26 protein-coding genes are annotated in these 25809 nt (G+C 45.2%); 11 read left to right on the forward strand and 15 right to left on the reverse strand.

Features of this window, described 5'->3' with window-relative positions:
* Positions 1-39: 39 nt before the first annotated feature.
* Positions 40-1170 carry a hypothetical protein gene (locus tag WG943_RS04350; RefSeq protein WP_340406976.1) on the reverse strand — a complete coding sequence of 377 codons (1131 nt, stop codon included), beginning with the start codon at positions 1168-1170 and terminating at the stop codon, positions 40-42.
* Positions 1171-1574: 404 nt separating this feature from the next.
* Here WG943_RS04350 and WG943_RS04355 point away from each other — a divergent pair, with 404 nt between their 5' ends.
* The 3 genes from WG943_RS04355 (at position 1575) to WG943_RS04365 (ending at position 4632) form a co-directional block, all read left to right on the forward strand.
* Entirely contained in the window at positions 1575-2558 is a 984-nt protein-coding gene (locus WG943_RS04355) for an NAD-dependent epimerase/dehydratase family protein (RefSeq protein WP_340406978.1), read from the forward strand.
* Positions 2559-2761: 203 nt separating this feature from the next.
* Positions 2762-3079 (forward strand): thioredoxin family protein, encoded by a 318-nt coding sequence (locus tag WG943_RS04360; RefSeq protein ID WP_340406980.1) that lies wholly within the window; start codon positions 2762-2764, stop codon positions 3077-3079.
* Between the two features lie 98 nt (positions 3080-3177).
* A complete protein-coding gene (locus WG943_RS04365; protein WP_340406982.1) occupies positions 3178-4632 on the forward strand; it encodes a DUF4403 family protein in 1455 nt (484 codons plus the stop codon).
* Between the two features lie 101 nt (positions 4633-4733).
* Here the strand turns inward: WG943_RS04365 and WG943_RS04370 are convergent, their stop codons facing one another.
* Positions 4734-5477, reverse strand: a complete 744-nt coding sequence (locus tag WG943_RS04370; RefSeq protein WP_340406984.1) for a DUF6503 family protein — start codon at positions 5475-5477, stop codon at positions 4734-4736.
* 149 nt (positions 5478-5626) lie between these two features.
* Between WG943_RS04370 and WG943_RS04375 the strand changes: the two genes are divergently transcribed.
* Positions 5627-6586, forward strand: a complete 960-nt coding sequence (locus WG943_RS04375; protein ID WP_340406986.1) for a YihY/virulence factor BrkB family protein — start codon at positions 5627-5629, stop codon at positions 6584-6586.
* A 106-nt stretch (positions 6587-6692) separates the two neighbouring features.
* Here WG943_RS04375 and rlmN read toward each other — a convergent pair whose 3' ends face one another.
* Entirely contained in the window at positions 6693-7763 is a 1071-nt protein-coding gene (gene rlmN, locus WG943_RS04380; protein WP_340406988.1) for a 23S rRNA (adenine(2503)-C(2))-methyltransferase RlmN, read from the reverse strand.
* Between the two features lie 21 nt (positions 7764-7784).
* Positions 7785-8213: an acyl-CoA thioesterase gene (locus tag WG943_RS04385; protein ID WP_340406989.1), complete on the reverse strand. Its 429-nt coding sequence runs from the start codon at positions 8211-8213 to the stop codon at positions 7785-7787.
* A 162-nt stretch (positions 8214-8375) separates the two neighbouring features.
* On the opposite strand from WG943_RS04385, the gene mnmD reads away from it, so the two are divergent.
* The gene (mnmD, locus tag WG943_RS04390) at positions 8376-9053 is read left to right on the forward strand and encodes a tRNA (5-methylaminomethyl-2-thiouridine)(34)-methyltransferase MnmD (protein ID WP_340406991.1); all 678 of its coding nucleotides are present in this window, start codon (positions 8376-8378) and stop codon (positions 9051-9053) included.
* Positions 9054-9323: 270 nt separating this feature from the next.
* Positions 9324-9626, forward strand: coding sequence for a hypothetical protein (locus tag WG943_RS04395; protein ID WP_340406993.1), 303 nt, complete (start codon positions 9324-9326; stop codon positions 9624-9626).
* A gap of 90 nt (positions 9627-9716) precedes the next feature.
* Here the strand turns inward: WG943_RS04395 and WG943_RS04400 are convergent, their stop codons facing one another.
* Together WG943_RS04400 and bshC are read right to left on the reverse strand one after the other, a co-directional pair.
* Positions 9717-10301, reverse strand: coding sequence for a 5-formyltetrahydrofolate cyclo-ligase (locus WG943_RS04400; protein ID WP_340406995.1), 585 nt, complete (start codon positions 10299-10301; stop codon positions 9717-9719).
* Positions 10301-11863 (reverse strand): bacillithiol biosynthesis cysteine-adding enzyme BshC, encoded by a 1563-nt coding sequence (gene bshC / locus WG943_RS04405; RefSeq protein WP_340406997.1) that lies wholly within the window; start codon positions 11861-11863, stop codon positions 10301-10303. Before bshC ends, WG943_RS04400 begins: the two co-directional genes overlap by 1 nt.
* Before the next feature lie 218 nt (positions 11864-12081).
* On the opposite strand from bshC, the gene WG943_RS04410 reads away from it, so the two are divergent.
* Positions 12082-12459 carry a PH domain-containing protein gene (locus tag WG943_RS04410; RefSeq protein WP_340406999.1) on the forward strand — a complete coding sequence of 126 codons (378 nt, stop codon included), beginning with the start codon at positions 12082-12084 and terminating at the stop codon, positions 12457-12459.
* A 59-nt stretch (positions 12460-12518) separates the two neighbouring features.
* Here the strand turns inward: WG943_RS04410 and WG943_RS04415 are convergent, their stop codons facing one another.
* The 9 genes from WG943_RS04415 to WG943_RS04455 all read right to left on the reverse strand — a co-directional run bounded on the left by WG943_RS04415 (position 12519) and on the right by WG943_RS04455 (position 18616).
* Complete coding sequence (locus WG943_RS04415) at positions 12519-12887, reverse strand: endonuclease domain-containing protein (protein ID WP_340407000.1); 369 nt, start codon at positions 12885-12887, stop codon at positions 12519-12521.
* A 139-nt stretch (positions 12888-13026) separates the two neighbouring features.
* On the reverse strand, positions 13027-14340 hold the full coding sequence (gene rimO / locus WG943_RS04420; protein WP_340407002.1) for a 30S ribosomal protein S12 methylthiotransferase RimO: 1314 nt from the start codon (positions 14338-14340) through the stop codon (positions 13027-13029).
* A 3-nt stretch (positions 14341-14343) separates the two neighbouring features.
* A complete protein-coding gene (locus WG943_RS04425) occupies positions 14344-14886 on the reverse strand; it encodes a carboxypeptidase-like regulatory domain-containing protein (protein ID WP_340407004.1) in 543 nt (180 codons plus the stop codon).
* A gap of 12 nt (positions 14887-14898) precedes the next feature.
* Positions 14899-15858, reverse strand: coding sequence for a signal recognition particle-docking protein FtsY (gene ftsY, locus WG943_RS04430; protein WP_340407005.1), 960 nt, complete (start codon positions 15856-15858; stop codon positions 14899-14901).
* 111 nt (positions 15859-15969) lie between these two features.
* A complete protein-coding gene (locus WG943_RS04435) occupies positions 15970-16125 on the reverse strand; it encodes a DUF4295 domain-containing protein (protein WP_119432107.1) in 156 nt (51 codons plus the stop codon).
* 2 nt (positions 16126-16127) lie between these two features.
* Positions 16128-16316, reverse strand: coding sequence for a 50S ribosomal protein L33 (rpmG, locus tag WG943_RS04440; protein WP_219875937.1), 189 nt, complete (start codon positions 16314-16316; stop codon positions 16128-16130).
* Between the two features lie 136 nt (positions 16317-16452).
* Positions 16453-18069, reverse strand: a complete 1617-nt coding sequence (locus WG943_RS04445) for an aminopeptidase P family protein (protein WP_340407012.1) — start codon at positions 18067-18069, stop codon at positions 16453-16455.
* Positions 18069-18308: a 50S ribosomal protein L28 gene (gene rpmB / locus WG943_RS04450; RefSeq protein ID WP_299826280.1), complete on the reverse strand. Its 240-nt coding sequence runs from the start codon at positions 18306-18308 to the stop codon at positions 18069-18071. The genes WG943_RS04445 and rpmB overlap by 1 nt, the downstream gene beginning before the upstream one ends.
* A gap of 134 nt (positions 18309-18442) precedes the next feature.
* On the reverse strand, positions 18443-18616 hold the full coding sequence (locus WG943_RS04455) for a DUF5522 domain-containing protein (RefSeq protein ID WP_340407016.1): 174 nt from the start codon (positions 18614-18616) through the stop codon (positions 18443-18445).
* Between the two features lie 145 nt (positions 18617-18761).
* Between WG943_RS04455 and WG943_RS04460 the strand changes: the two genes are divergently transcribed.
* The 4 genes from WG943_RS04460 to WG943_RS04475 all read left to right on the forward strand — a co-directional run bounded on the left by WG943_RS04460 (position 18762) and on the right by WG943_RS04475 (position 25731).
* Positions 18762-19061 carry a hypothetical protein gene (locus tag WG943_RS04460; RefSeq protein ID WP_340407017.1) on the forward strand — a complete coding sequence of 100 codons (300 nt, stop codon included), beginning with the start codon at positions 18762-18764 and terminating at the stop codon, positions 19059-19061.
* Between the two features lie 158 nt (positions 19062-19219).
* The gene (rocD, locus tag WG943_RS04465; RefSeq protein ID WP_340407018.1) at positions 19220-20461 is read left to right on the forward strand and encodes an ornithine--oxo-acid transaminase; all 1242 of its coding nucleotides are present in this window, start codon (positions 19220-19222) and stop codon (positions 20459-20461) included.
* A 343-nt stretch (positions 20462-20804) separates the two neighbouring features.
* The gene (gene hemB / locus WG943_RS04470) at positions 20805-21776 is read left to right on the forward strand and encodes a porphobilinogen synthase (protein WP_340407019.1); all 972 of its coding nucleotides are present in this window, start codon (positions 20805-20807) and stop codon (positions 21774-21776) included.
* 190 nt (positions 21777-21966) lie between these two features.
* Entirely contained in the window at positions 21967-25731 is a 3765-nt protein-coding gene (locus tag WG943_RS04475) for a S8 family serine peptidase (protein WP_340407020.1), read from the forward strand.
* Positions 25732-25809: the final 78 nt, after the last annotated feature.

Below are 25809 nucleotides of genomic sequence, written 5' to 3' on the forward strand. Positions count from 1 at the left end.
TTTATCGTTGTTCGATTTAATGCAAGTATAAATACACTCTTAAGCTCCTGTAGCCTCTCCGCCCTCATCTGCCTTTGGCGGTGGTCTGCGGATGATGGGCCTTGGCCTCGGTGGCTTGGGCTTTTGCTCTTCGTTTGGCGTTGCAGCTTCTGATGTTGGCACTTGTGGTGCAGGAGTAGCATTTGGCTTATCTGGAGTCTCGGCTGGCGGAGCAGGCCGTTTAATTATAGGCCGTGGCCGTGGTGTTGCCGGTTTTTGCTCGGTTTGCTCTGCAGGCGCTGCGCCAGTTGGTGTAGCCGCTTCTTCTGGTTTTGTCTCCTCTCCCGTAGTTGGCTTCTGTAATACCACTGGCGGCTTAATAACCGGCCTTGGACGCGGTGCAGGTTTAGGCGCTTCTTCAGTAGCATCTGCCGCCATTTGGTTCGCATCGCTTACCGGTGGCTGCTCTTCTGCAGGTTTTTGTAGGGCAACTGGCCTTTTTATTACAGGCCTAGGGCGCGGTGTAGCAGGTGTGGATGTTCCTTCTTCAGCTGTGGGCTTAGAGGCAGCCTCCTCTCCCTCTGCTGGTTTTTCGGGTTTCTGTAATGCTGCTGGTCGCTTAATTACTGGGCGTGGCCTGGCTACTGGTTTGGCCTCGTCACCGGCAGTTGGCTTAGCTATACTTTCTCCGTCTACTGTTGGTTTGGTCTGCTCAGCAGCAGTTGGTTTACTTATAACAGGCCGCTTGATAACGGGCCTTGGTTTAGCTGGAGCGGATTCCTGCTCAGTGCCTGATTGCTCTACTACTCCCTCCTCTTTTTTAGGCGATATTACTGGCCTGCGCACAACTGGCCTTGGTTTAGCGGCGGCCTCCTCTGATGCAGATGTTTCCTGTGAAACAGCAGGTTTTGCAGGTGTTTCTTGTACAGGAGCTGCGCCTGCGGCTGGTGCAACTGCTCTTCTGGCAGCTGGCCTCTGAGTTACAGTAGCAGGCGCCGCTTTCGGCACATCTTCTTCGGCGAGGTGGTAGCGTAGTCGTATATTGTTTATCTGCATCTTTACAGCCACTAAAAAGCTGTTTTGGTGCATTTGGGCATACATCTCCTGCCAGGCCGCATAGCGAACAGGTTCACCAGCCTCAAAAGCCGACTTGTTTATTCGTTTCTTTATCAGGTATTCTTCGAAAGTCATTTCTGCGCCTGGCTTGCTACCATTACCGCAAAGTTACGGGGTTCATGTTTAAAAACTGTCTTTTACGCTTAAAATGCCACTGCAGGCTTAACAAATATAATAAAATCCCGCTCCCGAAACAGTGGCACATTATTTATACTTTATCCTTTAGTTATCTATTGGTTAAATCTGTTTATACCTGTTTCAGCCTCAGAAAAGCTGCCATACCTTTGCGTTAAGGTTAGTAAATAGATTAGTTAGATTAGTGAGTACAAAAGAGGTGCTGGTTATGCCGGTGCCTCTTCCTTTATGCGCCTATGGTATTTATAACCACATTACAAACCAACTTGCCGCCATTACTACTGCATATACTTTTAGTATTGCCTTGAATTCGGTTACTTTGTGTAACGAATTTATATTAATCTATGGCAAACACAACTGACACAGTATTGGTGATAGGTGCCTGCGGGCAACTTGGCTCTGAGCTTACGCTGGAGCTACGTAATATGTATGGGGGAGCAAATGTAGTGGCGGCAGATATTGCGGCACCAAAACAAGCCGACTTGCGTGACTCAGGTCCGTTTGAAAAGATCGACGTGCTGAACGTGAAGGCAATGGGTGAGTTAGCCTCAAAGTATAAATTTAAGCAGATCTACCACCTAGCGGCTGTACTATCGGCAACCGGCGAGAAAAACCCGAAATTTGCCTGGCAGCTAAACATGGACGGCCTGTTTAATGTGCTGGACCTTGCCTTAGAGCAGAAAGTTGAAAAAGTATACTGGCCAAGCTCAATTGCGGTGTTCGGCCCTAATACACCTCGCCAAAACACGCCACAGCATACTATCATGGATCCTAACACGGTTTACGGTATCAGCAAGCAGGCCGGTGAGCGTTGGTGCGAATATTACTTCGAGAAGTATGGTTTGGATGTGCGCAGCCTGCGTTACCCTGGCCTGATCGGTTATAAAGCTTTGCCTGGCGGCGGTACTACAGATTATGCTGTAGATATTTACCACAAAGCTTTAGAAGATGCCAAATTTGAGTGCTTTCTAAGCGAAGATACGTACCTGCCAATGATGTACATGCCAGATGCACTAAAAGCTACTTTGGACCTGATGCATGCCCCGGCTAAGCAGGTAAAAGTGCGCAGCTCTTACAACCTGAGCGCTATGAGCTTTTCGCCTAAAGATATAACTGCCTCTATCCAAAAGCACATACCGGAGTTTGAAATAACGTACAAGCCAGATGCACGCCAGCAGATTGCTGATTCATGGCCGCAAAGTATAGATGATAGCACTGCCCAGCAGGACTGGGGCTGGAAACCTGCCTTCGATCTGGATGCCATGACCGAAGACATGCTCCTGAACCTGAAGAAGATGAAGGAAGAGCAAGCAGTGGAAAATAAGTAACCCCTGAAAGTTTAAATATACAACAAAAGGCGATGCTGCAGCATCGCCTTTTTTATTTAGCCTGAAGAAAAAATACAACTTCAAAGGTATAAACTTTGCTACTACTAGTAGGTTTTAATCGTATGCAATTAGAGTTAACAGGATATTTTAACTTTTAACCTTAGCCACATAACAAACATATAAAGCAGTAAAGTATAATTTTTATGAATATCATAGAGTCGAACGACAACCATTTAAGGCAGTTGATTTTTGAGAAAGATAAAGTAATAGTAAAGTTTGTAGATGAAACCTGTCCTGTGTGCGAACGCCTTGCTCCCTCCTTCAATAAACTGTCTGTCGATTCAAGATTTAGCGATATAACATTCGTGCGCATGCACGCCAGCCAAAACCCGGTATCTAGTAAGGAAGTCAAGTTAAAAGGCACGCCGTTTTTCGCTATTTATTTAAACGGCACTCTTCAGGAGTGCGGTTTGTTGTCGTCTGAAGAAGAAATAAAGCAGCTGCTGCAAAAGCTTAAATAGCTAATTCACAAAATTTTGCAGCGATGATGGCATACACTATAGTACATATCAAAACACTATAGTAACTTGCGCCGCTTTTTTAAAATCAGGCAAAATACGTGAAGAAATCTACAAACGCTTTTATTAGCTCATTCATGCTGCTTGCAAGTATGAGCTTTACACTAACAGGGTGCTCTAGCACTGATAAGCTAAATGCTTCGGCACCAGCGGCAACAACCGCTGCTGCTCCTGTTTACAGACCTCAGTTATCATCTATTTCAGTTCCAATTTCCATCTCTATTGCAGCCATGGAAGAAAAACTGAACAGCGAGGTAAAAGGCATTCTGTACAAGGATACTAACCTGGATGATGACAATGTAGCTGTAACCGTTTCTAAGAACGGACGCATGAATATTAAGGCTGATAAAGACAAGGTGTACTTTAGCGTACCGCTCCGCATTTATGCCAAAGGCCGCTGGAAATGGGACCCGTGCAAACTCTGCCCTGCCATCGATAAAACCGAAGACACCACCTTCGACATGGTCATCAAAACAGAAAGCAAGATTGGCCTGACGGATGACTACAAGATAAACACCATTACCAGCGGCGATTTTGAGTGGGGCAACACAAAGCCTGTGCTGGAGTTGGGACCACTTAAAATTGGGTTGGCACGCTTTGTAGAGCCTGCTCTCCGCAGCCAGATGGCCACCTTATCTAAGCAACTGGACAAAGAACTGCAAAACCACCTGGATATGAAGAAGTATGTGGCACAGGCATGGCAAATGGTGCAGGAGCCCGTTAAACTGGACGACGGCATGAACGCCTGGCTGACTGTTATACCCAAAGAAGTACGTATAGCGCCCCTTAACGCACAAAACGGAATGCTGCATACACGTCTGGGTATTACATCTTATATATCAGTAACGACCGATGGTAAGCCACAGACGCAGGTAAACAAAACATTGCCCAAACTAGTAGTAGATAGCCGCCTAACTGATGATATACAAATAGGACTTACCACCACCATACCGTATGCCCATGCCAGCAAAATGCTACAGGCGCAAGTGGCAAAGCAAACCTATAAATTTGACGGTGGAAAAAGCGAACTAACTGTGAACGATGCAGCTATTATGCCCGGCGGTGAGCAACTGGTTATGATGCTGGATGTAAACGGCAAAACAAAGGCAGGCTTGTTTACTAAGAAGATCGTTGGCAAAGTATACTTGCGCGGCACTCCTTACTATGATGCCCAAACTGCCTCCATTAAAGTGCGTGAAGTAGATTACGATTTGGATACAAAAGATAAGCTGCTAAACACCGCCAGCTGGCTTGCCAAGAACAAGTTCATCGACATAATTCAGGCGCAGGTAAACATACCAGTACAGAGCCAATTAGACGATGCCAAAAAGATGCTGCAGAACACTTTAGATAAGCAGGGGCGTGTACACGAGTCGCTATTACTGCGCGGAAGTATAAAGCATATTACTCCAGATAACATTTACCTGACGCAGGATGGTATTAAGGCCGTAGTAAATGCAAAAGGTACGCTTACGGCTACAGTAGATAAGCTGTAACTTCTGGACAAAAAACTATTTGACAAAAGACAAAAGACTTATTCATACATGAGAGAGTCATTTGTCTTTTGTCGCATAATCCTTTAATCCTTTGTCAAAGATCAAAGCTTCTCTATCGGTGTAGGGCTGTTAAACACTTTTTCAGGTACAGCTTTAGGTGCGGCAATATGGGTTAAATTGAAATCGCTTTGCGAATTGCTCCGGTTACTTGCCAGTTTTATACTTCCATAGGTTTGGTAGTCGCTCCAACGGCGGGTAAAAGCAGGCGCTGCATCGTTGTAGTTGCGGTAAAAGGCCCATTGGGTAATCAACCCTGTATTTTTATCTACCCAAAGTTTGTATTTGTTCTGTGGCGTTAGTCCCACATTTTCAAATGTCATTTCCAGTACATCAGCCTGTGCTCCGTCCATAGTGGTTTCTTCTCCTACATGTGTTAGCGCAACACCGGGGTCCTGCAACTTAAAGGGCATCACCAGCCAGTAAGAGTTGTTTATCCAAAGGGCATAAGCACGCTCAAGCAGCTTTTGCTTCTCCTCTGGGTTTTGCAGCTCCTGCCCTGCCACATATACTTTACCATCTTTGGTTTGAGTATCTATAATGGCTACCAGGCTATCTTTCTCCCACCTGAAACGGTTATGATGCTTGTCCCATACTTGGTACTGGTCGTTAAAAGTCCAGGCAAGGTAGCGGGTATCGTTCCAAGACTTTTCGCCCCCCATACTCTGCATTACCTTATTGGCTATACTTTTGGCCTTGGCATCAGAAGCTTGGGCCAGCACTGCAGCAACTGGCAATACCAGCAGGCACAGCAACAGTGCAATTGTACATGATTTTTGGTGTGACATTGAACAAGAATAACTTTCAAAAGTGAGCAAGCAATAATACGTTAATTCCTGACAATAAAGCTACATCTTTATTGTATTATAAGGCATCATTTTAACCATAAGGTATAGCAAGCCGTATCAAAATCAACCTAAACGATACAGAACAACATATGGCTGATTATACTCTGAAAGGAATTTTCCAACTGTTAAAAAAGTCTGTGGATGGCTTTCTGGAAGCTAATGCACTCAGGCTAGCGGCAGCTCTGGCGTTTAATGCTATCTTCTCCATTCCTCCGCTGCTGCTCATTATCATAAAAGCTGCAGGGTTTTTCTTCGGCGAAGAGGCCGTGTCTGGTAAACTGGAAGAGCAGGCATCTTCCGCAATCAGCCCGGAGGCAGCCTCCTCGATTCAGACGATGGTACAGAACGCCAGCCAAAACGAGTCTTCAGGTTGGGCACTTTGGGTAGGTATCGGTACACTTATTTTTGCTTCTACTACCTTTTTTGTTACACTGCAGCAATCTCTGAACAGTATCTGGAACCTGAAAGTAAAACCAACCAGCGGTATTATGCGCATGGCCAAAGAACGCCTCTTTTCGTTTGGGTTGATTCTTAGTATTTCGCTGCTCATGCTCATATCCTTTGTAATAAGTGCGGCCATATCTGTGCTGAGCGGCTACCTTTCAGATTTGATGCCTGATATTGGCGTGTGGCTGATCAAACTGCTTGATTTCATTATTTCTATTGGTTTGATCACGCTGTTGTTTACGCTCATCCTGAAGTTTATGCCCGATGGGCATATCCGCTGGAAGGACACACTGATCGGCGCGCTGATTACGGCAATACTTTTTACGATTGGCAAATTTCTGATTAGCTGGTATATAGGCACCTCCGACCCTGGTTCTGCTTATGGCGCTGCAGGCTCTATTATACTTATACTTGTCTGGATTTACTATTCGTCTTTAATCGTGTTTTTTGGAGCAGAATTTACGCAGCAATATGCCCATAAGTATGGCCAGCGCATCAGACCTAAAGAACATGCGGTATTTGTAGAGGAACATGAATTAACCGAGGATAAAGAAGACAAACAGAGCGGAAGGCCACCTGCTGAGGGGAGATTTAAAGAGTAGTCTTTTATGTAGTACAGCTTTATGACAAAGGACCATTTGACAAAAGATTTTTAGACTGTGCTCTTCTCTTTTGTCAAATGGTCCTTTGTTTATTTGTAAGCTAACTCTACGCTGTTTTCTCTTTCACGGCCAACTGACCACAGGCTGCATCGATATCCTTACCACGGCTGCGGCGCACATTTACCTGCACACCACGATCTGCCAGGTAGTAAATAAAATCTTGCCAGCGGTCTTCGTCGGTGTTCTTGTAATCAGCGTTCTCGATCGGGTTATACTCGATCAGGTTGATTTTGCAAGGTATAACTTTAGAGAACTGTAGCAGCTCTTCCGCATCCTGCAGCGTATCGTTAAAGTTCTGGAATACAATATACTCGTAGGTTACCTTGCGGTCTGTTACCTGGTGATAGTGCTTTAGTGCGTCTGTCAGGGCCTCAAGCGAGTTAGTCTCGTTGATCGGCATGATCTGGTTGCGTTTTTCGTCGTTGGCAGCGTGTAGCGACAGGGCCAAGTTAGCCTTAACGCCATCATCTGCCATCTTCTTGATCATCTTAGCAATGCCGGCTGTACTTACTGTAATGCGTCGTGCCGCCATACCCAAGCCATCGTGTGCTGTAATGCGCTCAATACTTTTCATTACGTTGGCATAGTTTAGCATTGGCTCACCCATACCCATATACACGATATTAGTTAGCGGCTGCCCGTACTGGCGCATACTTTGCTCATTAATTCGCACCACCTGGTCGTAAATCTCAGCGGCATCAAGGTTACGAACGCGGTCCATGTAGCCGGTAGCGCAGAACTTACAGGTAAGCGAACAACCCACTTGGCTACTTACGCAAGCAGTTTTACGCTCCTCGTGTGGTATAAGCACACCCTCTACAATGTTGCTGTCGTGTAGCCTGAAAGCAGATTTAATCGTGCCATCCTTGCTTAGTTGCTCTGTGGCAACCTCTACCGCATTAATGGCGAAGTGCTGCTCCAGCTTTTCGCGTAGGGCAAGGCTTACGTTGTTCATCTCCGAAAAAGACTGGGCAGAGTGCTTCCAGAGCCACTCGTATACCTGCTTGGCACGAAATGCTTTCTCGCCTTGCTCCACCAGCCATGCCTTCAGATCGTCGAGGCTCAGCTTACGGATGTCTTTTTTGTTAATGATGTTTATGTCTGCAATCAAATTCATACTGCAAAATTACAAAAATCTTCAGGCTTTAGTTTCAATTTTTGCCTTTACTTCGTCTGGTAACGCTATTAGTTTGCGGTTCTGGTAGTCAAAGCATAGCATTCCGGTTTTTGCGCGCGCCACTTCCTTGTTCTGCTGATTTAGTACGTGGTACGTTATATCAAAACCATACTTGCTGATATCGTCGAAAGCCATTTTTATACTTAGCACATCGCCATAAAATCCTTCGCCTTTATACTCTATAGCTACATCAGCCATAATCATACTTGCACCGCCAATAGTTAACTCGCTCCAGCCAAAATGTCCTAACAGCTGCATGCGCGCCTCATGAAGTATGGAAAGCAGCGCATCGTTGCCTAGGTGGTTGCCATAATTAAGGTCGGTAACACGCACAGGTATTGATGCCGTGAAATGTATATGGTGTGGTATTGCTACTTTTATTCTTGCCATTGCTGCTTATTTGTAAAAGAATTAATTTTATACTTGCAAAAAGACGCAAATTGATATTAGCTGCATTTTAGTTGTGCTGCCTTAGTAGCAGCTACTATAAAATCATTAATAGTTGCAGCCTGTGCACAGGTTTGCTTACCTTTGTAAAGTAACACAAAAAACATGCACCTCGAAATACGACAGACTAAAGACGGTTCCAACACCCTGTATGTGCCCGAACTTAACGAGCATTATCATTCGGTTCATGGGGCCTTACAAGAGTCGCAGCATGTTTTTATAAAGCATGGCCTTGAGCATGTGATGTTAACTAAAAAGGACATTAAAATACTTGAGGTTGGCTTTGGCACTGGCCTTAATGCTATACTTACTTATCCTTTTGCACTTGCCAAGAAAGCTTTTATACAATACGATACGCTGGAGAAACTGCCGTTACAGCAGGACGTAGTGCAACAGCTGCAGTTCGAGAAAATCATACTTAACCCAGAACTGCACAATGTGTTTCTTAGAATGCACCACGCTGCCTGGAACGAGCCTGTTGACCTGATTCCTTACTTTACGCTGCAAAAGATGCACGAAACGCTGGAGGAGTTTGTGGCGCCGCAATCTTATTACGACCTAGTATACTTTGATGCCTTTGCTCCCGAAAAACAGCCGGAACTTTGGTCAGAGGAAATGTTTGTGAAGCTTTACAATGCCACCCGCCCCGGAGGTATTCTAGTTACATACTGTGCTAAAGGCTCTTTTAAGCGAAGCCTGAAAGCTGCCGGTTTTGAGGTAGAGGCTTTGCCTGGCCCTCCAGGTAAACGTGAAATGACACGGGGTATAAAGCCTGTAGCCTAAAACAAACTCTACACCTATATCTTCCTATAAATCAAGCAGTTTAACTACAAGCTAAATTGTTTCTGTCTAAAATTGAACTGAAATCCTAAGTTGTTGTTTATTGCAATTATCTAATAACATAGGCAGCAGCTATTTTATACTTTTACCTGCCAATAAATGCATTATTGTTGGATTGTTAAAGTTTTATGATAATTTAGCCAGCATCCTTGATTTATGAAAATAAAAAGTTACTTTGCAAGCTCTTTAACCCTTGTTCACAAATAATTAATAATGAAGAAGTTATTCAAAAGCTTTATTAAACCCTTCTTATCCAAATATGAGGTAGTATGTACAAACTACCACGTAATTCCGGGTATGCCGGTAAGCCAGCACCAACAGACACATGCGTTTGATAGAGGTGCAGCACTTGAGGCAAGAGAATTTTATGTTAAGGTTGTGTCTTCTGAGATGACCAAAGCAATGGCTCCGGTAGAGGTAAAACTTAGAAAGATTTACTTAGGTGGCAAAACTATAGAGCAGAAACAATTTGGCCCGGTAGAGCAGTTAAAAAACGTAAACTCAAAAAAGAAATAAGATACTTTTACGCTTCAAAAGAGCCCTTCTGCAGTAAATCAGAAGGGCTCTTTTCATTTTATAGCTCCATACCCGCTACTCACGAAACAGCTAATTCGATAGCGTTCTTCTCCATACCCCCTCCGGCATTACGGCAGCATCTAACAGTACATCAAAAGAGTTGAAGTCAGTTATTTTTTCCACAGGTGGCTCCAGCGATAGTCCTATTTTCAGCACATCAGGCCTACAATCGGCCAGGAAGCGGTCGTAGAAGCCTTTGCCATAGCCTACACGATGGCCATTCAAATCAAAAGCTAACAGCGGAATCAGCACTACATCTACCTCTTGGGCATGAACAATGTGAGCATCCTGCGGTTCCGGAATTCCCCATGGGTTTTCAATTAGCACAGCCTCATCGGTAAGGTGATGGTGGGTAAGTATATTTTGGGCTACATCAGTAACCGGAACAGCTACGCGCACCTCTGGGTGCTCCTGCCGAAGCCGCTCAATAATAGGCCAGGTATTTATCTCGTTGTTCTTCACGATTGGCAGAAATACATGCATTGTTTGGCCAATCTGTAACGGAAAGTTATTAAAAAACTGTTTAGCTATACGTTGGCTTTTGCGCTGCACTTCTTCAGTTGGCATAGCACGCCGCTTTTGCAGCATCTGTTTCCGCAGTTCTGCCTTCAGCATTATTCTTCCTCTAGTATAGTAAACTTAAACTCCAACGGATCAAAAGCCTCTATTAGTGCAGGTATAAAATCAGGGTTGTTGGTTTGGTAGGTAAGCAGGTTGTCGTAACGTTCCTGCAAACTTCCTCCCGGGAAGAGCTTCTCCTTTAGGTTTTCGAGTTGCTTAAAGGTCTGTTCGTGCTTGTTGTCGCGTGCCTTGGATATTTTCTTCTCCAGCATCTGCAGCGCATTGCTAGCCTTTTGTTCTTCGGCTGCCACTGCTCTTACTAAAGTAGGATCAATGTCTTGCACCATTTTCTCTACTTCTGCAAAGGCAGCTGCCACAGCTTTGCGCTGCTCCTCTAGGTTTATTTCCTCCTCGTGTATCTGGCTGGACAGGTGCTTTTTCAGGTCCTGGTAAGACTGAAATAGTTCTTCGGGCTTCAGCCCTAGTTTGTGCATGCGGCTGGCATTGCTCCGGGTAATATAAAGTGCAGAGTTGCGCAGCATCAGCATCGGGAAAGCCACTTTGTACGCCTCAAACACCTTCTTCAGCTGGAACCAGTAGGCCACCTCTGCGCCGCCGCCAATATAAGCTAGGTTAGGCAGCACCAGCTCCTCGTAAAGCGGTCTTAAAACCACATTAGGGCTAAATCGCTCCGGGTGCTGCTTTGCCTCCTGCAGTATCTCTTCTAAAGTATAGCTGATATCGGTGTTGAGCACTTTATACTTTCTGCCCTCCTGCACAATGCGCTCACGCAAATTCAACTTTAAGTAGAATAGGTTAATCTCACGAGAGTAGATCTGTGGTTTATACCCTAGCTCTTCCAGCTGCGCGTTTGCCTCCTCAACCAACTTGTTTGATAGTTGCTCGGTAAGCTCCTGCTCTACTACAGGCGTTAAGGCCTTCTTCAGCTGCGCATCATCACCGTCTATACTTACCAGGCCATACTCTCCGAACAAAGCATGCGTAATGGCGCGGGTAGCTTCGGCTAAGGTTTTGCTGTTGCGGTAGGCTTCCTCAAATAATGAATACTTTTCTGGTAGCTCAGCCAGCAGTTTATCCATTCCTTCAGTGGTAAATTGTCCTACGGCACCTGTCTGTGCTGTTTCCCAATCATACCTTTTGCCAAATAAGTTAAAATGATTGATTTCGGCAAAATCGTGATCTTCGGTGGCCATCCAGTATATAGGCACAAAATTGTAGCTTGGATACTTTTCCTGCAACTGTATGCAAGTATTAATGGCTGTGATGATTTTGTATATAAAGTATAATGGGCCAGTAAATATATTGAGTTGATGACCGGTAGTAACGGTGTAGGTGTTTGGCTGCTGCAGCAGCTCCAGGTTTTGCTGTACTTTGGAGCTAATGTTGGTTACAGAAGTATACTGCTGCTGTAGCGCCTGGTAAAGCACTTGTCGCTGTGCTGCACTAAACTGCTTCTCCTGTATCTGAGCCTCAAAAGCTTCCAGCGTCGGGAAGCGATTATAGAACGGTTGTAGCTTTTCGCTTTGACAGAGATAGTCTGCTACAGTTTTTGAAAACGCACCAGTGGCAGCGTAATCTATTTTAGTCACTTTCATAGTTGATACTTCCATCCGCATTCTAGGCTTTGGGTATAGCCTCTTTAACAGTTTTAGCCCAATTGTGTTGCAGCTTTTAAACTTTAACAGCTGCTGCGTAAAGTTAAAATTTTTATAATGGTATTTCAGACATTACGACAGAAAGCAGGTGCAGAGGGTCAGGTGCTAAAACTTATCAACTGTAAATCGTAAATAGCTTAAACTATTCAGACAAAACTATGGGATTACTAAGCGGTATGATGGGACACGCCTCTGAGGTGTCTATCGAAAAAATAACCAGAGAATTTCAGCCTATACTTTTAGAGGACGAACGAATTGAAAAGGCCTATAAATTGATCCGGGATATGTTAGTGTTTACTAATAAGCGGCTTATACTTGTAAATAAACAAGGCCTTACCGGCTCCAAAATCGATTACCGCAGTATACCCTACGGAAGTATTAAAATGTTTTCTAAGGAAAGTGCGGGCATAGCCGATTTAGACGCAGAGTTGAAGATCTGGCTTACCGGCGAATCAGAGCCAACTATTAAGCAGGATTTTAGAAAGGGAGATAACATTAACGAGGCGTATCGGGTGTTGAGCAGGTATGTGTTATGACCTCCCCCTGCCCCCTCCTTTTAAAGAGGGCCCCTACCCCCAAAACAGGAGGGGGTACTTTAGATACTTATAAATGTAGCGGCTATCTTTTGTAGTACCTGTTCAGGCTGTTCAAATACTTCGCTGTTTCTGATTCTGACAACTGTATATCCTAAGTGTTGAAGTGTTTCATCTCGTAACAAATCATTTGCTATTGCCTCCGGCCTGTCGTGCACAGAGCCATCAACTTCTATTACCAGCTTTTCAGAGGCGCAGTAAAAGTCTACAATGTAGCTGCCGATGTTATGTTGCCTTCTGAATTTGCGGCTACCCAGCTTGTACTTCCGAAGTAAACTCCAGAGCTCTTCTTCTGCAGGAGTCATATTACTTCTCAATTGTGATCGCACTTGCCTTAGATACGGCAAGGTGTGCAGCTGGTCTTTTCGCATGATTTTATACTTTGCCCACTAACACAAATGCACAATAATTCTGTTCCCTAAATACAAGAGCCCTTAGCTGAAAACAGCTAAGGGCTCTTGTTAAATATCTTACACCCCCTCCTGTTTTTAGGAGGGGCAGGGGAGGTAATTAACTTACCACTTCCCCATATAAATCAAAGTCAGAAGAATCAGTGATCTTCACGTTAGCAAAGTCGCCTAAGCGTACGTAGTAGTTATCAGCGGGCACCAATACCTCATTATCTACTTCAGGAGAGTCGTATTGCGTACGGCCAACAAAGTAGCCACTTTCTTTACGGTCGAACAATACTTTGTAGGTCTTGCCAACTTTCTCTTCGTTCATCTCTACAGATATACCCTGCTGCAACTCCATGATAGCATCGGCACGTTCCTGCTTAACCTCGTCCGGCACGTTGTCTTCTAAAGTATAGGAGTGCGTGTTATCCTCGTGTGAGTAAGTAAAGATACCTAGTCTATCAAAGCGTGTTTCCTCTACCCAATCGTACAACTCCTGGAAATCCTGGTCAGTTTCGCCTGGGTGGCCTGCGATAAGCGTTGTTCTTAAAGCAATGTCCGGTACACGCTGACGGATCTGGTCTACCAGCTCAATAGTTCTGCGCTTGCTAATGCCACGGCGCATAGTCTTCAGCATGTTATCGGAGATGTGCTGTAACGGCATGTCCAGGTACTTACAGATGTTATCGCGCTCGTTCATTACGTCAAATACATCCATCGGGAACTGCGACGGATAGGCATACTGCATGCGTATCCACTCAATACCGTCTACGTCAGAAAGGTTCTTTAACAGGTCAGCCAGCTTGCGCTCACCATAGTGCTGCAAGCCATAGTAAGTCAGATCCTGGGCGATAAGTATAAGTTCTTTTGTACCCATGCTTGCCAGTCGCTTCGCCTCCTTTACCAAATCCTCAATTGGACGGTCTACGTGTTTGCCGCGCATTAAAGGTATGGCGCAGAAAGAGCAAGGGCGGTTACAGCCCTCTGCAATCTTAAAGTATGCGTAATGCGAAGGTGTGGTTAAAAGGCGCTCCCCGATAAGCTCGTGCTTATAGTCGGCTTCCAGGGTTTTAAGTAGGCGCGGCAACTCTAGTGTACCAAAGTATGCATCTACCTGCGGTATCTCTGCTTCCAGAGAATCCTTGTAGCGCTGCGAAAGGCAACCGGTTACATACAGCTTATCTATCTGCCCGGCTTCTTTTGCATCAGCGTAGCGAAGTATAGTATCGATAGACTCCTGCTTGGCATTATCTATAAAGCCGCAGGTGTTTACGATGATGATATTGGAATCGTCTTTATCAGACTCGTGCGCCACATCGAACTCGTTGGCACGCAGCTGCCCCATCAGTACTTCCGAATCCACCAGGTTTTTAGAACAACCCAATGTGATCACGTTTACCTTATCCTTCTTTAAAGATCTTACTTTCACGTATTAATAACTTGCTTGATAATTGATCAGAAACTCTACGTTTGTTACCTGCCCCTTCTGTACCTCAACCGGATGGATATTCATCTCTCCGTCGAAAAGGTTGGCAAACATACCCTTCTCTTCTTTAGAGAACAGGCTATACTTGCCGGGCTTCAGGCTAACCGCAAAGTTGCCATTAGCATCTGTAACAACCTGAGTAACTAAATTAGTTTGAATGTTGGTGTGAAAAACACCATCTGTGGTTTTTGCCTGGTTGCTATTGGTAAGTTCGTAGATGTATAAGGTGCGTTGCACACCTCTGCCCTTGCTTGGCGGTGCATCCGGCGATGGCATTTGGTTGCCTGCTTCCCACAGCACTTTACCGGCTATACCCTGCTCTATAGGTGCCTGCTGGTCCTGGGCTTGTTCGGCAGTAGCTATAGGCACCTGCTCTTGTTGTGTGTTTGCCTGCCCGGCCTGCTCTTGTGGATTGGCAGATTGTGAGGACTTAGAACCGTTACACTGCAAAAATAACAGCGCCAACGGCAACAGCAGGAGCTTTTCCATGGCTTTTATACTTTACTTGCGTGAAAAGAAAGACTCAACAAATTCGTGCTTGTCGAATAGTTGCAGGTCCTCAATTTTCTCGCCAACTCCGATATACTTTACCGGAATTTTAAATTCATCCGAAATACCGATCACCACACCGCCCTTAGCAGTGCCATCCAGTTTGGTAATGGCAAGCGCTGTAACGTCGGTGGCTTTGGTAAACTCACGTGCCTGCAACAATGCATTCTGCCCAGTGCTGCCATCCAGTACCAATAGTACTTCGTGTGGCGTATCTTCGGTTACCTTCTGCATCACGCGCTTGATCTTGGCAAGCTCGTTCATCAGGCCTACTTTGTTGTGCAAACGTCCGGCTGTGTCAATGATCACTACATCAGCGTTCAGCTCCACACCTTTCTTTACAGCATCGTAGGCCACAGAAGCAGGGTCGGTGTTCATGCCATGCGATATTACCGGCACTCCTACACGCTCTCCCCAGATGATCAACTGGTCTACGGCAGCGGCCCTGAAGGTATCGGCAGCGCCAAGTACTACCTTTTTGCCTGCTTTATGGAATTGGGAAGCCAACTTACCAATTGTAGTAGTTTTACCTACACCGTTCACGCCTACTACCATAATTACATATGGCTTAATGTTGGCGGGCAGTTCAAAGTTGGCTCCGTCTCCGGCGCGGTTCTCTTCCAGCAGGGCTGCAATCTCCTCGCGCAGGATCTTGTCTAGCTCGTCGGTGCTCACGTACTTGTCGCGGGCAACGCGCTTCTCGATGCGATCAATGATCTTCACCGTTGTCTCTACCCCTACATCGGCATGTACCAGAATCTCCTCCAGCTCGTCCAGAACATCCACATCAACTGTAGATTTGCCAACAACAGCCTTGCTCAGCTGCCCGAAGAAGCTGGTTTTGGTTTTCTCTAGCCCTTTGTCTAGCGACTCTTTTTTCTTCTCTTTACTGAAAAAGTCAAAAATGCCCATACCAATGTTTTTGTAAGGATGAAGACGTACAGTGAAACTGTAATATACTAAAAAAGTCCCAGTAACGGGACTTTTTGATGTTGTCTATCTATGTAAAATAGAGTCGGCTTATTACTTCTTAGCAAGGAACTCCTGTACCTTATCTACAGGTACCATCTCCTCTTTAAAGCTGTAAGCACCAGTTTTTGGAGATCTCACAGCCTTGATAACTTTTGCCCAGTCTTTACCTGTAGCGGTCTTTAGGGTTGCAACTACCTTCTTAGCCATGGTTATTTAATTTCTTTATGTACAGTTACTTTTCTCAATACTGGATTATACTTCTTAAGCTCAAGGCGCTCAGTCGTATTCTTTCTGTTTTTGGTAGTGATGTACCTTGAAGTTCCAGGCATGCCAGTCGCTTTATGCTCTGTGCACTCCATGATAACCTGGATTCTATTACCTTTTGCTTTTTTAGCCATCTCTCTATCGTAATTTTTTATTTAGGACTGCAAATATAGGGGCTTAAATCTCTAATTACAAACAAAGTATACTATTTATTGTAAAATTTAAGCCGGATGCTTCACAAATGTTACATAAACCGGTGACAGTGTGCTATTAGTCTATCTCTGGAAGTATAAAATTGTCTAATCCACTAGGCTGAGCCATCGTCTTTTCTAAGTCTGCGACGGTGCGCGGAGCCAGCTTTGAGAGGTTTTCCCAGCCTTTATCTGTGATCAGAATATCATCTTCTATCCTTACCCCGATGTTCCACCATTTCTTATCGCAGGGGCTGCCTCCCGGAATGTAAATTCCCGGCTCTACTGTTATAACCGTGTTATGCTTAAAAGCACCGTAAGAACCTGGATCGTGTACATCTAAGCCTAAGTAATGTGAGGTTCCGTGCGGAAAATACCGTTGTACTTCAGATCTGTCTTTGATGATACCCAGCTTTAGTAAGCCGTTAGCTATTACTTCCTCTGCCGCTCTATGTGGAGCCTGAAAATTGTTGCCCACTTTACAGGCGGCAAAAGCTGCTTCCTGTGCTTTGTATACTAGTTCGTAGATTTCTTTTTGCTCTTTAGTAAACTTACCGTTGGCAGGTATGGTTCGGGTAACGTCGGCAGTATAACCTTTATACTCTGCTCCCACATCCATCAGCACCAGATCGCTATCTACTGTTGGCTTTTTGCTCTCAATGTAATGCAACACACAGGCATTTTTACCGGCGCCAACTATAGATGGATAGCCTACATGTTGGGCTCCGTACTTTTTGTGCACAAATTCGTGTATCCCCTGAAGCTCCATCTCCGACATCTTTGGATGCATGGCTTTCATTACCTCTATCTGCCCCTGCGCCGATATGCTAATAGCTTTGCGCAGCAGTTGCAATTCTTGCTCGGTCTTTACCTCGCGCAGGCCAGCCATGGCTTGCCCTAAAGTATGGCCATCCAGTTTGCTTTTAGGTGTTGCCGCCACAGCTTTTACACGACTACGGGCATCAGCCGACTGTAAATAATCGTTCAGGTATCTATCCTGCCGCAGTGCCGGGTAGTACTGCATCATCTGGCTCAAATAACCTTTTATTTCCTCAGGCTGGCTTGCCCCCTGCTCGCGCACTACATTGTAAAGCATGTTACGCTGTGCATCGAAACCAATTGGCATTTTCACCTTGCTTCTGAATTGGCCCAAAAGGCTATAAAGATCAGCCTGGTCAGCAGTAGCATCGCGTACATCGTGAGGAAGTTCTTTAAAGAGAATGTGCTGGAGACTAGCAGTATCTAGCTTAAAAGCAGCAAAGGTAGTATTAGGCTGCGTAGCTATTCCTGTTATAGAAGCTGCACCTTCTACACCTAAGCGTTCACCGTTCCAAAGTTCATACTGCGGATCGTTTGGCTGCACAAAAAGCAGCTCTTTGGTCTGCTTACCATCTATACTTTGCGGCTCCGAGAAAAGCACCAGCACCGCATTCGGCTCTTTATACCCTGTCAGGTAGTAAAAATCCGGGTCGGGATGGTAATAGTAATCCACATCGTTGGCGCGGTTGCGAACGGGAGAGGCAAAAAAAACAGCAACGGAGCGAGGCGGTAGCTGCTTACGCAGTTGCTCTCTCCGTTGCTGGTGAAATGTTTTATCTAAAGTATCAGATGGCTTATCCGGGTTAGTGCGTACCTGAGCTGTTGCAGCAGTTAAAGCTGCTAAAAGTATAAGTACACACAGCCGGAAGGCTGCCATTAGTACAGGATGTAGCCTTGCTCTACTGCCTTCTTCAATACTGCTGTGATACCGTTCTTATTGATCGTTCTCAAAGCAGATGTAGAAACTTTAAGTGTTACCCAAGCATCCTCTTCCGGGATGTAGAAACGCTTCTTCTGAAGGTTTGGATAGAACTTACGCTTCGTCTTATTGTTAGCGTGAGATACGTTGTTACCTACGCGTGGTCTTTTACCTGTTAAATCGCAAACTCGTGCCATCTTGTATTTTCTTCTAAATTATTTCAATAGGGGTGCAAATATCTGCAAAAAGATACAGAAATTCAAAAGCATAGAGAATATTTTTCCTGAAATTGTGTATTCTGCCATGTCTGGGCGCATTCTTAACACAAATTTTATACTTGCTTCTGCTCCTCTGTAGCTATTTTTCCTTTCTTAAAGCCATAAGGGCAGTGCTTGCAGGCGTTCTTGCAGCAGTATCCTCGCTTTTGCAGATACTTTGCTGTCAGCACCATCAAGCCTTGTTCATTAAAGTAAAAATCCTCCCCTTCTGTCAGTTTCTGGCTCACGTTGTATGTTGTTTATGCTTTGCAAAGTACGTTAAATACACCCCAAACACCAAAACCATAGTATAAAACCAGAAAGCAGTGTACTTATACTATTTACCAAAGCGTTATACTTAGGCACCAGCTGTTATACCTTAAAACATAGCCTATGCCAACTTACAGCACTTTTAAAGAAGCCATTTGCGCCATGCGTGATCGTGGGTTTACACATACGTTTAGCATACAGAATCAGAAACTTTACTGCTCTGAGTTAGACAAAACAATAGAACCCGAAAGGCTAACATTGGTAGAACAGCACCACGTAAAAATTAATGGCCAGGCCAGCGAAGAGCGGGATGTGTATGGTTTTAAAACCGACGAAAATATTTTGGGCTTGATGACGAGTACTTACGCAGCCTATGACCCTGAGGGCTTTAACAGTATTTTCAGGCGATGCAGAAAGGCTTGACCAAATAAAGGAGATACTGGTTAATATAAACAGGTTTTAAAACAGGCGCCATTTCACTATTTTTACAACAATAAATTAAAGCACCTGTACTTATATTATGCTGTTGCCGCTTGCGCATTACAGCCGTATGATACAGAGAAACCCCATAACTGAGAACTATGAGTACGCAGACAATTACTTCGAGCCAGCAGGCCATCGATACAGAACATAAGTATGGCGCACATAACTACCACCCACTACCGGTTGTACTAAACCGCGGCGAAGGTGTGCACCTTTGGGATGTAGAAGGCAAACACTACTACGATTTCCTGTCGGCCTATAGTGCCGTGAACCAGGGCCATTGCCACCCCAAAATTGTAAACGCGCTGGTAGAGCAGGCACAGCAGTTAACACTTACCTCACGTGCCTTTTACAACGACAAATTAGGCGCTGCAGAAAAGTATGTTTGCGAGCTCTTCGGTTACGATAAGTCGCTGTTTATGAACTCCGGCGCAGAGGCCGTAGAAACTGCCATCAAGCTTGCCCGCAAATGGGGCTACCTCAAAAAAGGCATTGCTCCGCATAATGCTGAAATTATTGTAGTAGAGCACAACTTCCACGGCCGCACCACCGGCATTATCTCTTTCTCTACCGATCCGGACTCCACAAAAGGATTTGGCCCATATATGCCAGGCTATAAAGTAATTCCTTATAATGATGTGGATGCCCTGGAACTAGCCTTGAAAGAGAATCCAAACGTTTGCGGGTTTATGGTGGAGCCAATCCAAGGTGAAGCAGGTGTTGTATTGCCCGACGAAGGTTACCTGGCTAAAGCATATGAGCTGTGCAAAGAGTACAGTGTCCTGTTAATGGCTGATGAAATACAGACTGGCATCGGACGTACCGGTAAACTACTAGCCAGCTATTACGATGACGTAAAAGCCGATATACTTATACTTGGTAAGGCCCTATCTGGTGGTGTGCTGCCTGTTTCCTGTGTACTAGCCAATGACGATATCATGCTTTGCATACAGCCAGGCGAACATGGCTCTACTTTTGGTGGTAATCCGCTTGCTGCACAGGTTGCCGTTGCTGCACTAGAGGTTATCAAAAACGAGAAACTAACTCAGAATGCCAACAAACTAGGAGAGGTATTTAGAGAGCGCATGCGCAGCCTGATGAGTAAACGCCCTGAGCTGGTAACGCTGGTGCGCGGCAGAGGCCTGCTTAATGCTATTGTTGTTGAGCCAACCGCAGATGGCCGAACTGCTTGGGATGTATGCGTGGAACTGATGAACAAGGGCTTACTTGCCAAACCAACTCACGGCGACATAATACGCTTTGCGCCACCACTGGTGATGACCGAAGACCAGCTGCACGAGTGCTGCGATATTATTGAGGATGTGATCCTGAATTTTTAAAGTATACTTTACTTATTGATTTTAAAAGGCGAGGCTAATGTGGTCTCGCCTTTTTTGTGAGCATGTATATCGATTGGAGTTATACTTACCTATTATATTACCTTCAACCCCTGATCCGCCTTAACCAGAGAGGGAATTCAACCACCGCTCTACTTTTAATCTTAATCATCCTAGAAATAGCAAGCTGCAGTCTGTCCTTACAAAGTATACTTATGTCTTAACTTCCATTGCAAAGCACATGATCGCAGCTATTGCAAAACCGCAATCCTTATCAATTCAACAATTAAATCGTACCTTTGAAGCAACTTGATTTTGAACAATTTCTGTAACAGGATTTATACTTATGATCAGAAGACCAAGACGTAATCGCCAGACAGAGGCGATCCGAAATATGGTGCAGGAAACAAGCCTGAGCACCCACGATTTTATTTACCCGCTTTTTATTATTGAAGGTCAGAACCAACGCATTGAAGTGTCTTCTATGCCAGGCATTAATCGCTTTTCTATAGATACCGCACTGGAAGAAGTAGCAGCTTGTGTAGAGTTGGGTGTGAAAACGTTTGCGCCATTCCCAAGCATAAGGGAACAACTAAAAGATAAATATGCCACCGAAAGCCACAACCCAGAAGGACTGTTCCCGACGCTAATCCGCGAGATTAAACGTAATTTCCCAGATGTTGCCCTCGTAACTGACGTAGCAATGGACCCTTACAGCTCTGACGGCCACGATGGTATTGTGATAAACGGCGAGATCATTAACGACGAGACCTTAGAGGTACTAGGCAAGATGGCGCTTACACAGGCACAGGCAGGCGCTGATATTGTTGCTCCTTCTGATATGATGGACGGACGTGTAGGCTATATACGCAAGGTACTTGATGAGAACGGCTTCCATAAGGTGGCTATCATGTCTTACACCGCTAAGTATGCCAGCGCTTTCTACGGTCCATTCCGCGACGCCTTAGACTCTGCACCAAAGGCCGGTGATAAAAAGACTTACCAGATGAACTACGCTAACAGCCGAGAAGCCCTTATTGAAGCTGAACTAGACACGTTGGAGGGAGCTGATTATTTGATGGTAAAGCCTGCTCTTTCGTACTTAGACGTGATTAAACTGCTGCGCGAAAACTCTAACCTACCCATTGCCGCCTACAACGTTAGCGGTGAGTATGCCATGGTTAAAGCTGCTGCACAAAAAGGCTGGATAGACGGTGAGAAAATTATGGTAGAAACTTTGACAAGTATAAAACGTGCCGGCGCTGACATTATTCTTTCATACTTTGCCAAGGAGTACGCGCAATACCTAAAAAAGTAAAAACAATAAATCCCAAAAGAAAATGCCCTGAAGAAGTTCAGGGCATTTTCTTTTGGGACCATTCAGATAAGCCTCTTATAACACCACATCAAAGATTAAAGCGACTTCACAATAATTAAGTACCTGTCTTTGTCATTCTTATCAATTTGTTATAAATTGAGAGAGAATTATATCTACCCAAGTACATTTTATGAGAAGATTAAGCCTTTGGTTTGTTGCTGCAGCAATGGCAACAACCACGACGGCATTCGCACAGCGTGGCGAAAACACTACCGCCCGCGCTAATGTAAAAGAGCTGAACCGAATAGCTGTTGCAGCAGAGAAGGATTATAAGGCCAGTTATAGCAAAGCTTTACAACTTGCTAAAAGGAATGATTGGGTAGTAGAAAAAACGTTTTCAGATGGCTCTCATATTTCGCTGCAGGGGCTTGATGCTAAAGGCATGCCCGTTTACTATATTACTTACAACAATAGCAGGGCCGCTGCCTCTGTAGGCACTACCGAACTGTGGGCCGGCGGCTCACTCGGCTTAAGCCTTAGTGGGGCCAATAGCTCTGTTGCGGAGAAGCTGGGAGTTTGGGACGGCGGCCGTGTGAGAGAAACGCACCAGGAGCTAACAGGACGTATACAACAGAAGGATAGTCCCTCATCATCCAGCGAGCACGCTACACACGTAGCGGGCACCATGATGGCGAAAGGTATAAATCCATTAGCTAAAGGCATGTCGTTTGGGCTTAAGAAACTACTTGCTTACGACTTTAACAACGATGCAACAGAGATGGCTAACGCTGCCAGCGATCTGCTTATCTCAAACCACTCTTACGGCTCTATCTCTGGCTGGCGCTATAATTCCGATAGAAAAGGAGGCACAGATGACCCTTATTGGGAATGGTGGGGCGACACAGACATCAGCACAACAGAAGACTACAAGTTTGGCTACTACAACGAAACCGCTGCCACTTGGGACCGCATTGCCTATAATGCACCTTACTATCTTATCGTAAAGTCAGCGGGTAATAACCGGGTAGAAAACGGGCCAGCTGTAGGCCAGCCATATTACCAGCGCGACAACTCCGGAAAATTTACCAAAGTAACTAGCAGGCCGGCAAACTTAAGCAGCAACAATGGTTATGACATCATCTCTACCTACGGTACTGCTAAAAACATACTTTCTGTAGGAGCTGTAAATCCCCTGTCAGAGGGCTACAGAGATACTTCTGATGTGGTTATATCTTCGTTCAGCAGCTTTGGCCCTACCGACGATGGTCGTATTAAACCAGACTTGGTGGGCAATGGTGTTGCTGTACTGTCTACTTCAGATAAAAGCAACACAGCCTATACTTCGCTTAGCGGTACCTCCATGGCAGCACCAAACGTATCTGGTAGCTTGCTGCTGCTACAGGAGCACTACGCTAACCTTAACAATGGGAAGGTAATGCTTGCCGCAACGCTAAAGGGTTTAGCCATTCATACTACCGACGAGGCAGGCAAGCACCTTGGCCCTGATTATAAATTTGGATGGGGCCTTCTGAACGCAAGGCGTGCGGCTTCTGTCATCTCTAACACAGATAAGACAAACATTATCCAGGAAAACACATTGGCACAAGGCCAAACATACACGCACCAGATAGTAGCATCTGGCTCAGGCCCTTTGGTAGTGACTATATCCTGGACAGATCCGGAGGCCACCGCTTTTGCTGTTGGCTCTGAAGCATTAAATAATCGTATGGCACGCCTGATAAATGATCTGGATGTGCGCGTAACAAAAGGCAACACTGTTTATCAACCTTGGATTTTGGACCCGTTAAACCCTGCTAGCCCTGCCACTACCGGAGATAACAAGTTAGATAACGTGGAACAGGTAAAAATCATGAACGCCGTGCCAGGTGAGTCTTACACTATAACTGTTAGCCATAAGAAAACATTAACGAAAGGCCCTCAAGCTTATTCGTTAATTGCTAGTGGCGTAGGCGGCACTGCAGTTTGCGAGAGCAAGCCCTCTTCTGATCAGGGAGCAAAAATTACTGCACTCACTGTTGGGGGAGAATCCTTCACATACAACAGCGGCTGCACTACTTATCAAAACCTGACGGATAAGGTGCTTCTTTTCGAGCCAGGGCAACAGCAAAACTTAAGCTTAACATTAGGCAACTGCACAGCCGATGCTGCTAAGATTGCAAAAGTATACATCGACTGGAATGGCAATGGCAGCTTTACCGATGCCGGCGAAGAAGCAGCTGCTTCCGGAGTGTTAAATGGAAGTGCTTTTGCCTCTACTATCACGGCTCCTGCCAGTGCTCAAGTTGGCACGACAGTGCGTATGCGCATAGTGGTACAGGAAACAAACAATAGCACAGAGGTATTACCTTGCGGCATATATGCTAAAGGCGAAACACAGGATTACCTGGTTCAATTTGTACAGCCTAAAACGGATGTAGGTATATCGGCTGTTTTACCTGCAGGCTCGGCTTTATGCGCAAACTCAGCACAGCAAATTGTAGTTAATATTAAAAACTTCGGCACCACGCCACAAGGTAATATACCTGTAACAGTACGTATACTTAAAAACAGCATAGAGGTCAAACAAATTTCGTTTGTTTATGCTGCTACTCTTCAACCTTATGCACAGGCAGAGGTACTGCTAAGCGAAACATTTGCTACACAGGATGGCGAAACGTACGAACTTGTAGCTACGTCATCGCTACAGGGAGATCCTGTAGAGAACAACAACAGAATGATAAGAGCCTTTAATGTAGGAGGAGCGGCTTCCACTCCAGCAGATGCATCAGCCTTCCGTTGTGGTACAGATCCTAATTTCGTTCTTTCTGCCAATGGTAGTGGTACACTTTTCTGGTACGAAGACGCTGCATCTACAAGACCAATTGCTGTTGGCAATCAAATACAAGTCCCGGCGAATCAGATAACAGGTAAATTATATGCAGCCTATAACGACTACAGCAGCAACATAGGCCCTGCCAATAAAAAGTTTGCAAGCGATGGCGGTTATAATGCTTTTAGCCCAGATGTAATTGTCACGACCAAGGCTCCTATACTTTTAGAAAGTGCCAGGCTCTATATCGGGCATAGTGGTAAAATTACATTCACTGCCTTTAACGATGAAGGTGCCCCTGTTTCTGCTAAAACACTATATGTAACGGCTACGAGAACTACGCCTGCTACAGGTGCCCAACCAAATGACCCAAATGACGAGGGTGCTCTATACTATTTAGGATTAGAGCTACCGGCAGCTGGCACTTACAGAATAGCCATCGCCTATGAAAACGGAGCCACCATCTTCAGAAACAATGGAGGTGTAGCGGGTTACCCATTTAGGTCTGCCGGAGGAGTTGTGGCTATTACTGGAAACACTGCCACTACTACGCCAGAAGCTTTTTACTATTACTTTTATGATCTTAAAGTACGCTCTCTTGGTTGCCCTAACCCACGTATAGAAGCAAAAGTAAAAGGAGGAGTGCCACTTGACAAGCCAGTTATTGCGCGTCAGGGCCAAACACTTGTATCCAGCGGCGAAGATGGCAACCAGTGGTTTAAGGATGACAAGCCAGTTGATGGCGCAACAGGCAAAGTGTTTGCTCCTACTGAGAGCGGTAACTATAGCGTTATGATCTTTAAAGATGGCTGTATTTCTGAAATGTCGATGGCGTACAACTTCTCTTTTAAACCAGGTATACGTGAGCTAGGCACTGAACTGGTAGTATCACCAAACCCTACTACAGGCCGCTTCAGGTTTGAGCTGGAGACAAGCCAAGCTGAAGATATTACCTTTGAGGTAGTGGACATGTTAGGCAACTTTATACTTTCCGGTGATGTGAAGAACTACTACGGCCAGTACGAAGGCTTTATAGACCTGAGCAACAGAGCTTCAGGCTTGTACATCTTCAAATTGCGCCACGGCGATAAATCATACTCTAAGAAAGTGCTGGTGCAACACTAAGTATAGCAGTTAACCAAAAAAGATAAGCCCAGGCATCTGACCAATGTCTGGGCTTTTTTATACTTCTTTTCAGAGTCT

Origin of the sequence: Pontibacter sp. H249 (genome assembly GCF_037892465.1) — a bacterium.
Taxonomy (GTDB): domain Bacteria; phylum Bacteroidota; class Bacteroidia; order Cytophagales; family Hymenobacteraceae; genus Pontibacter.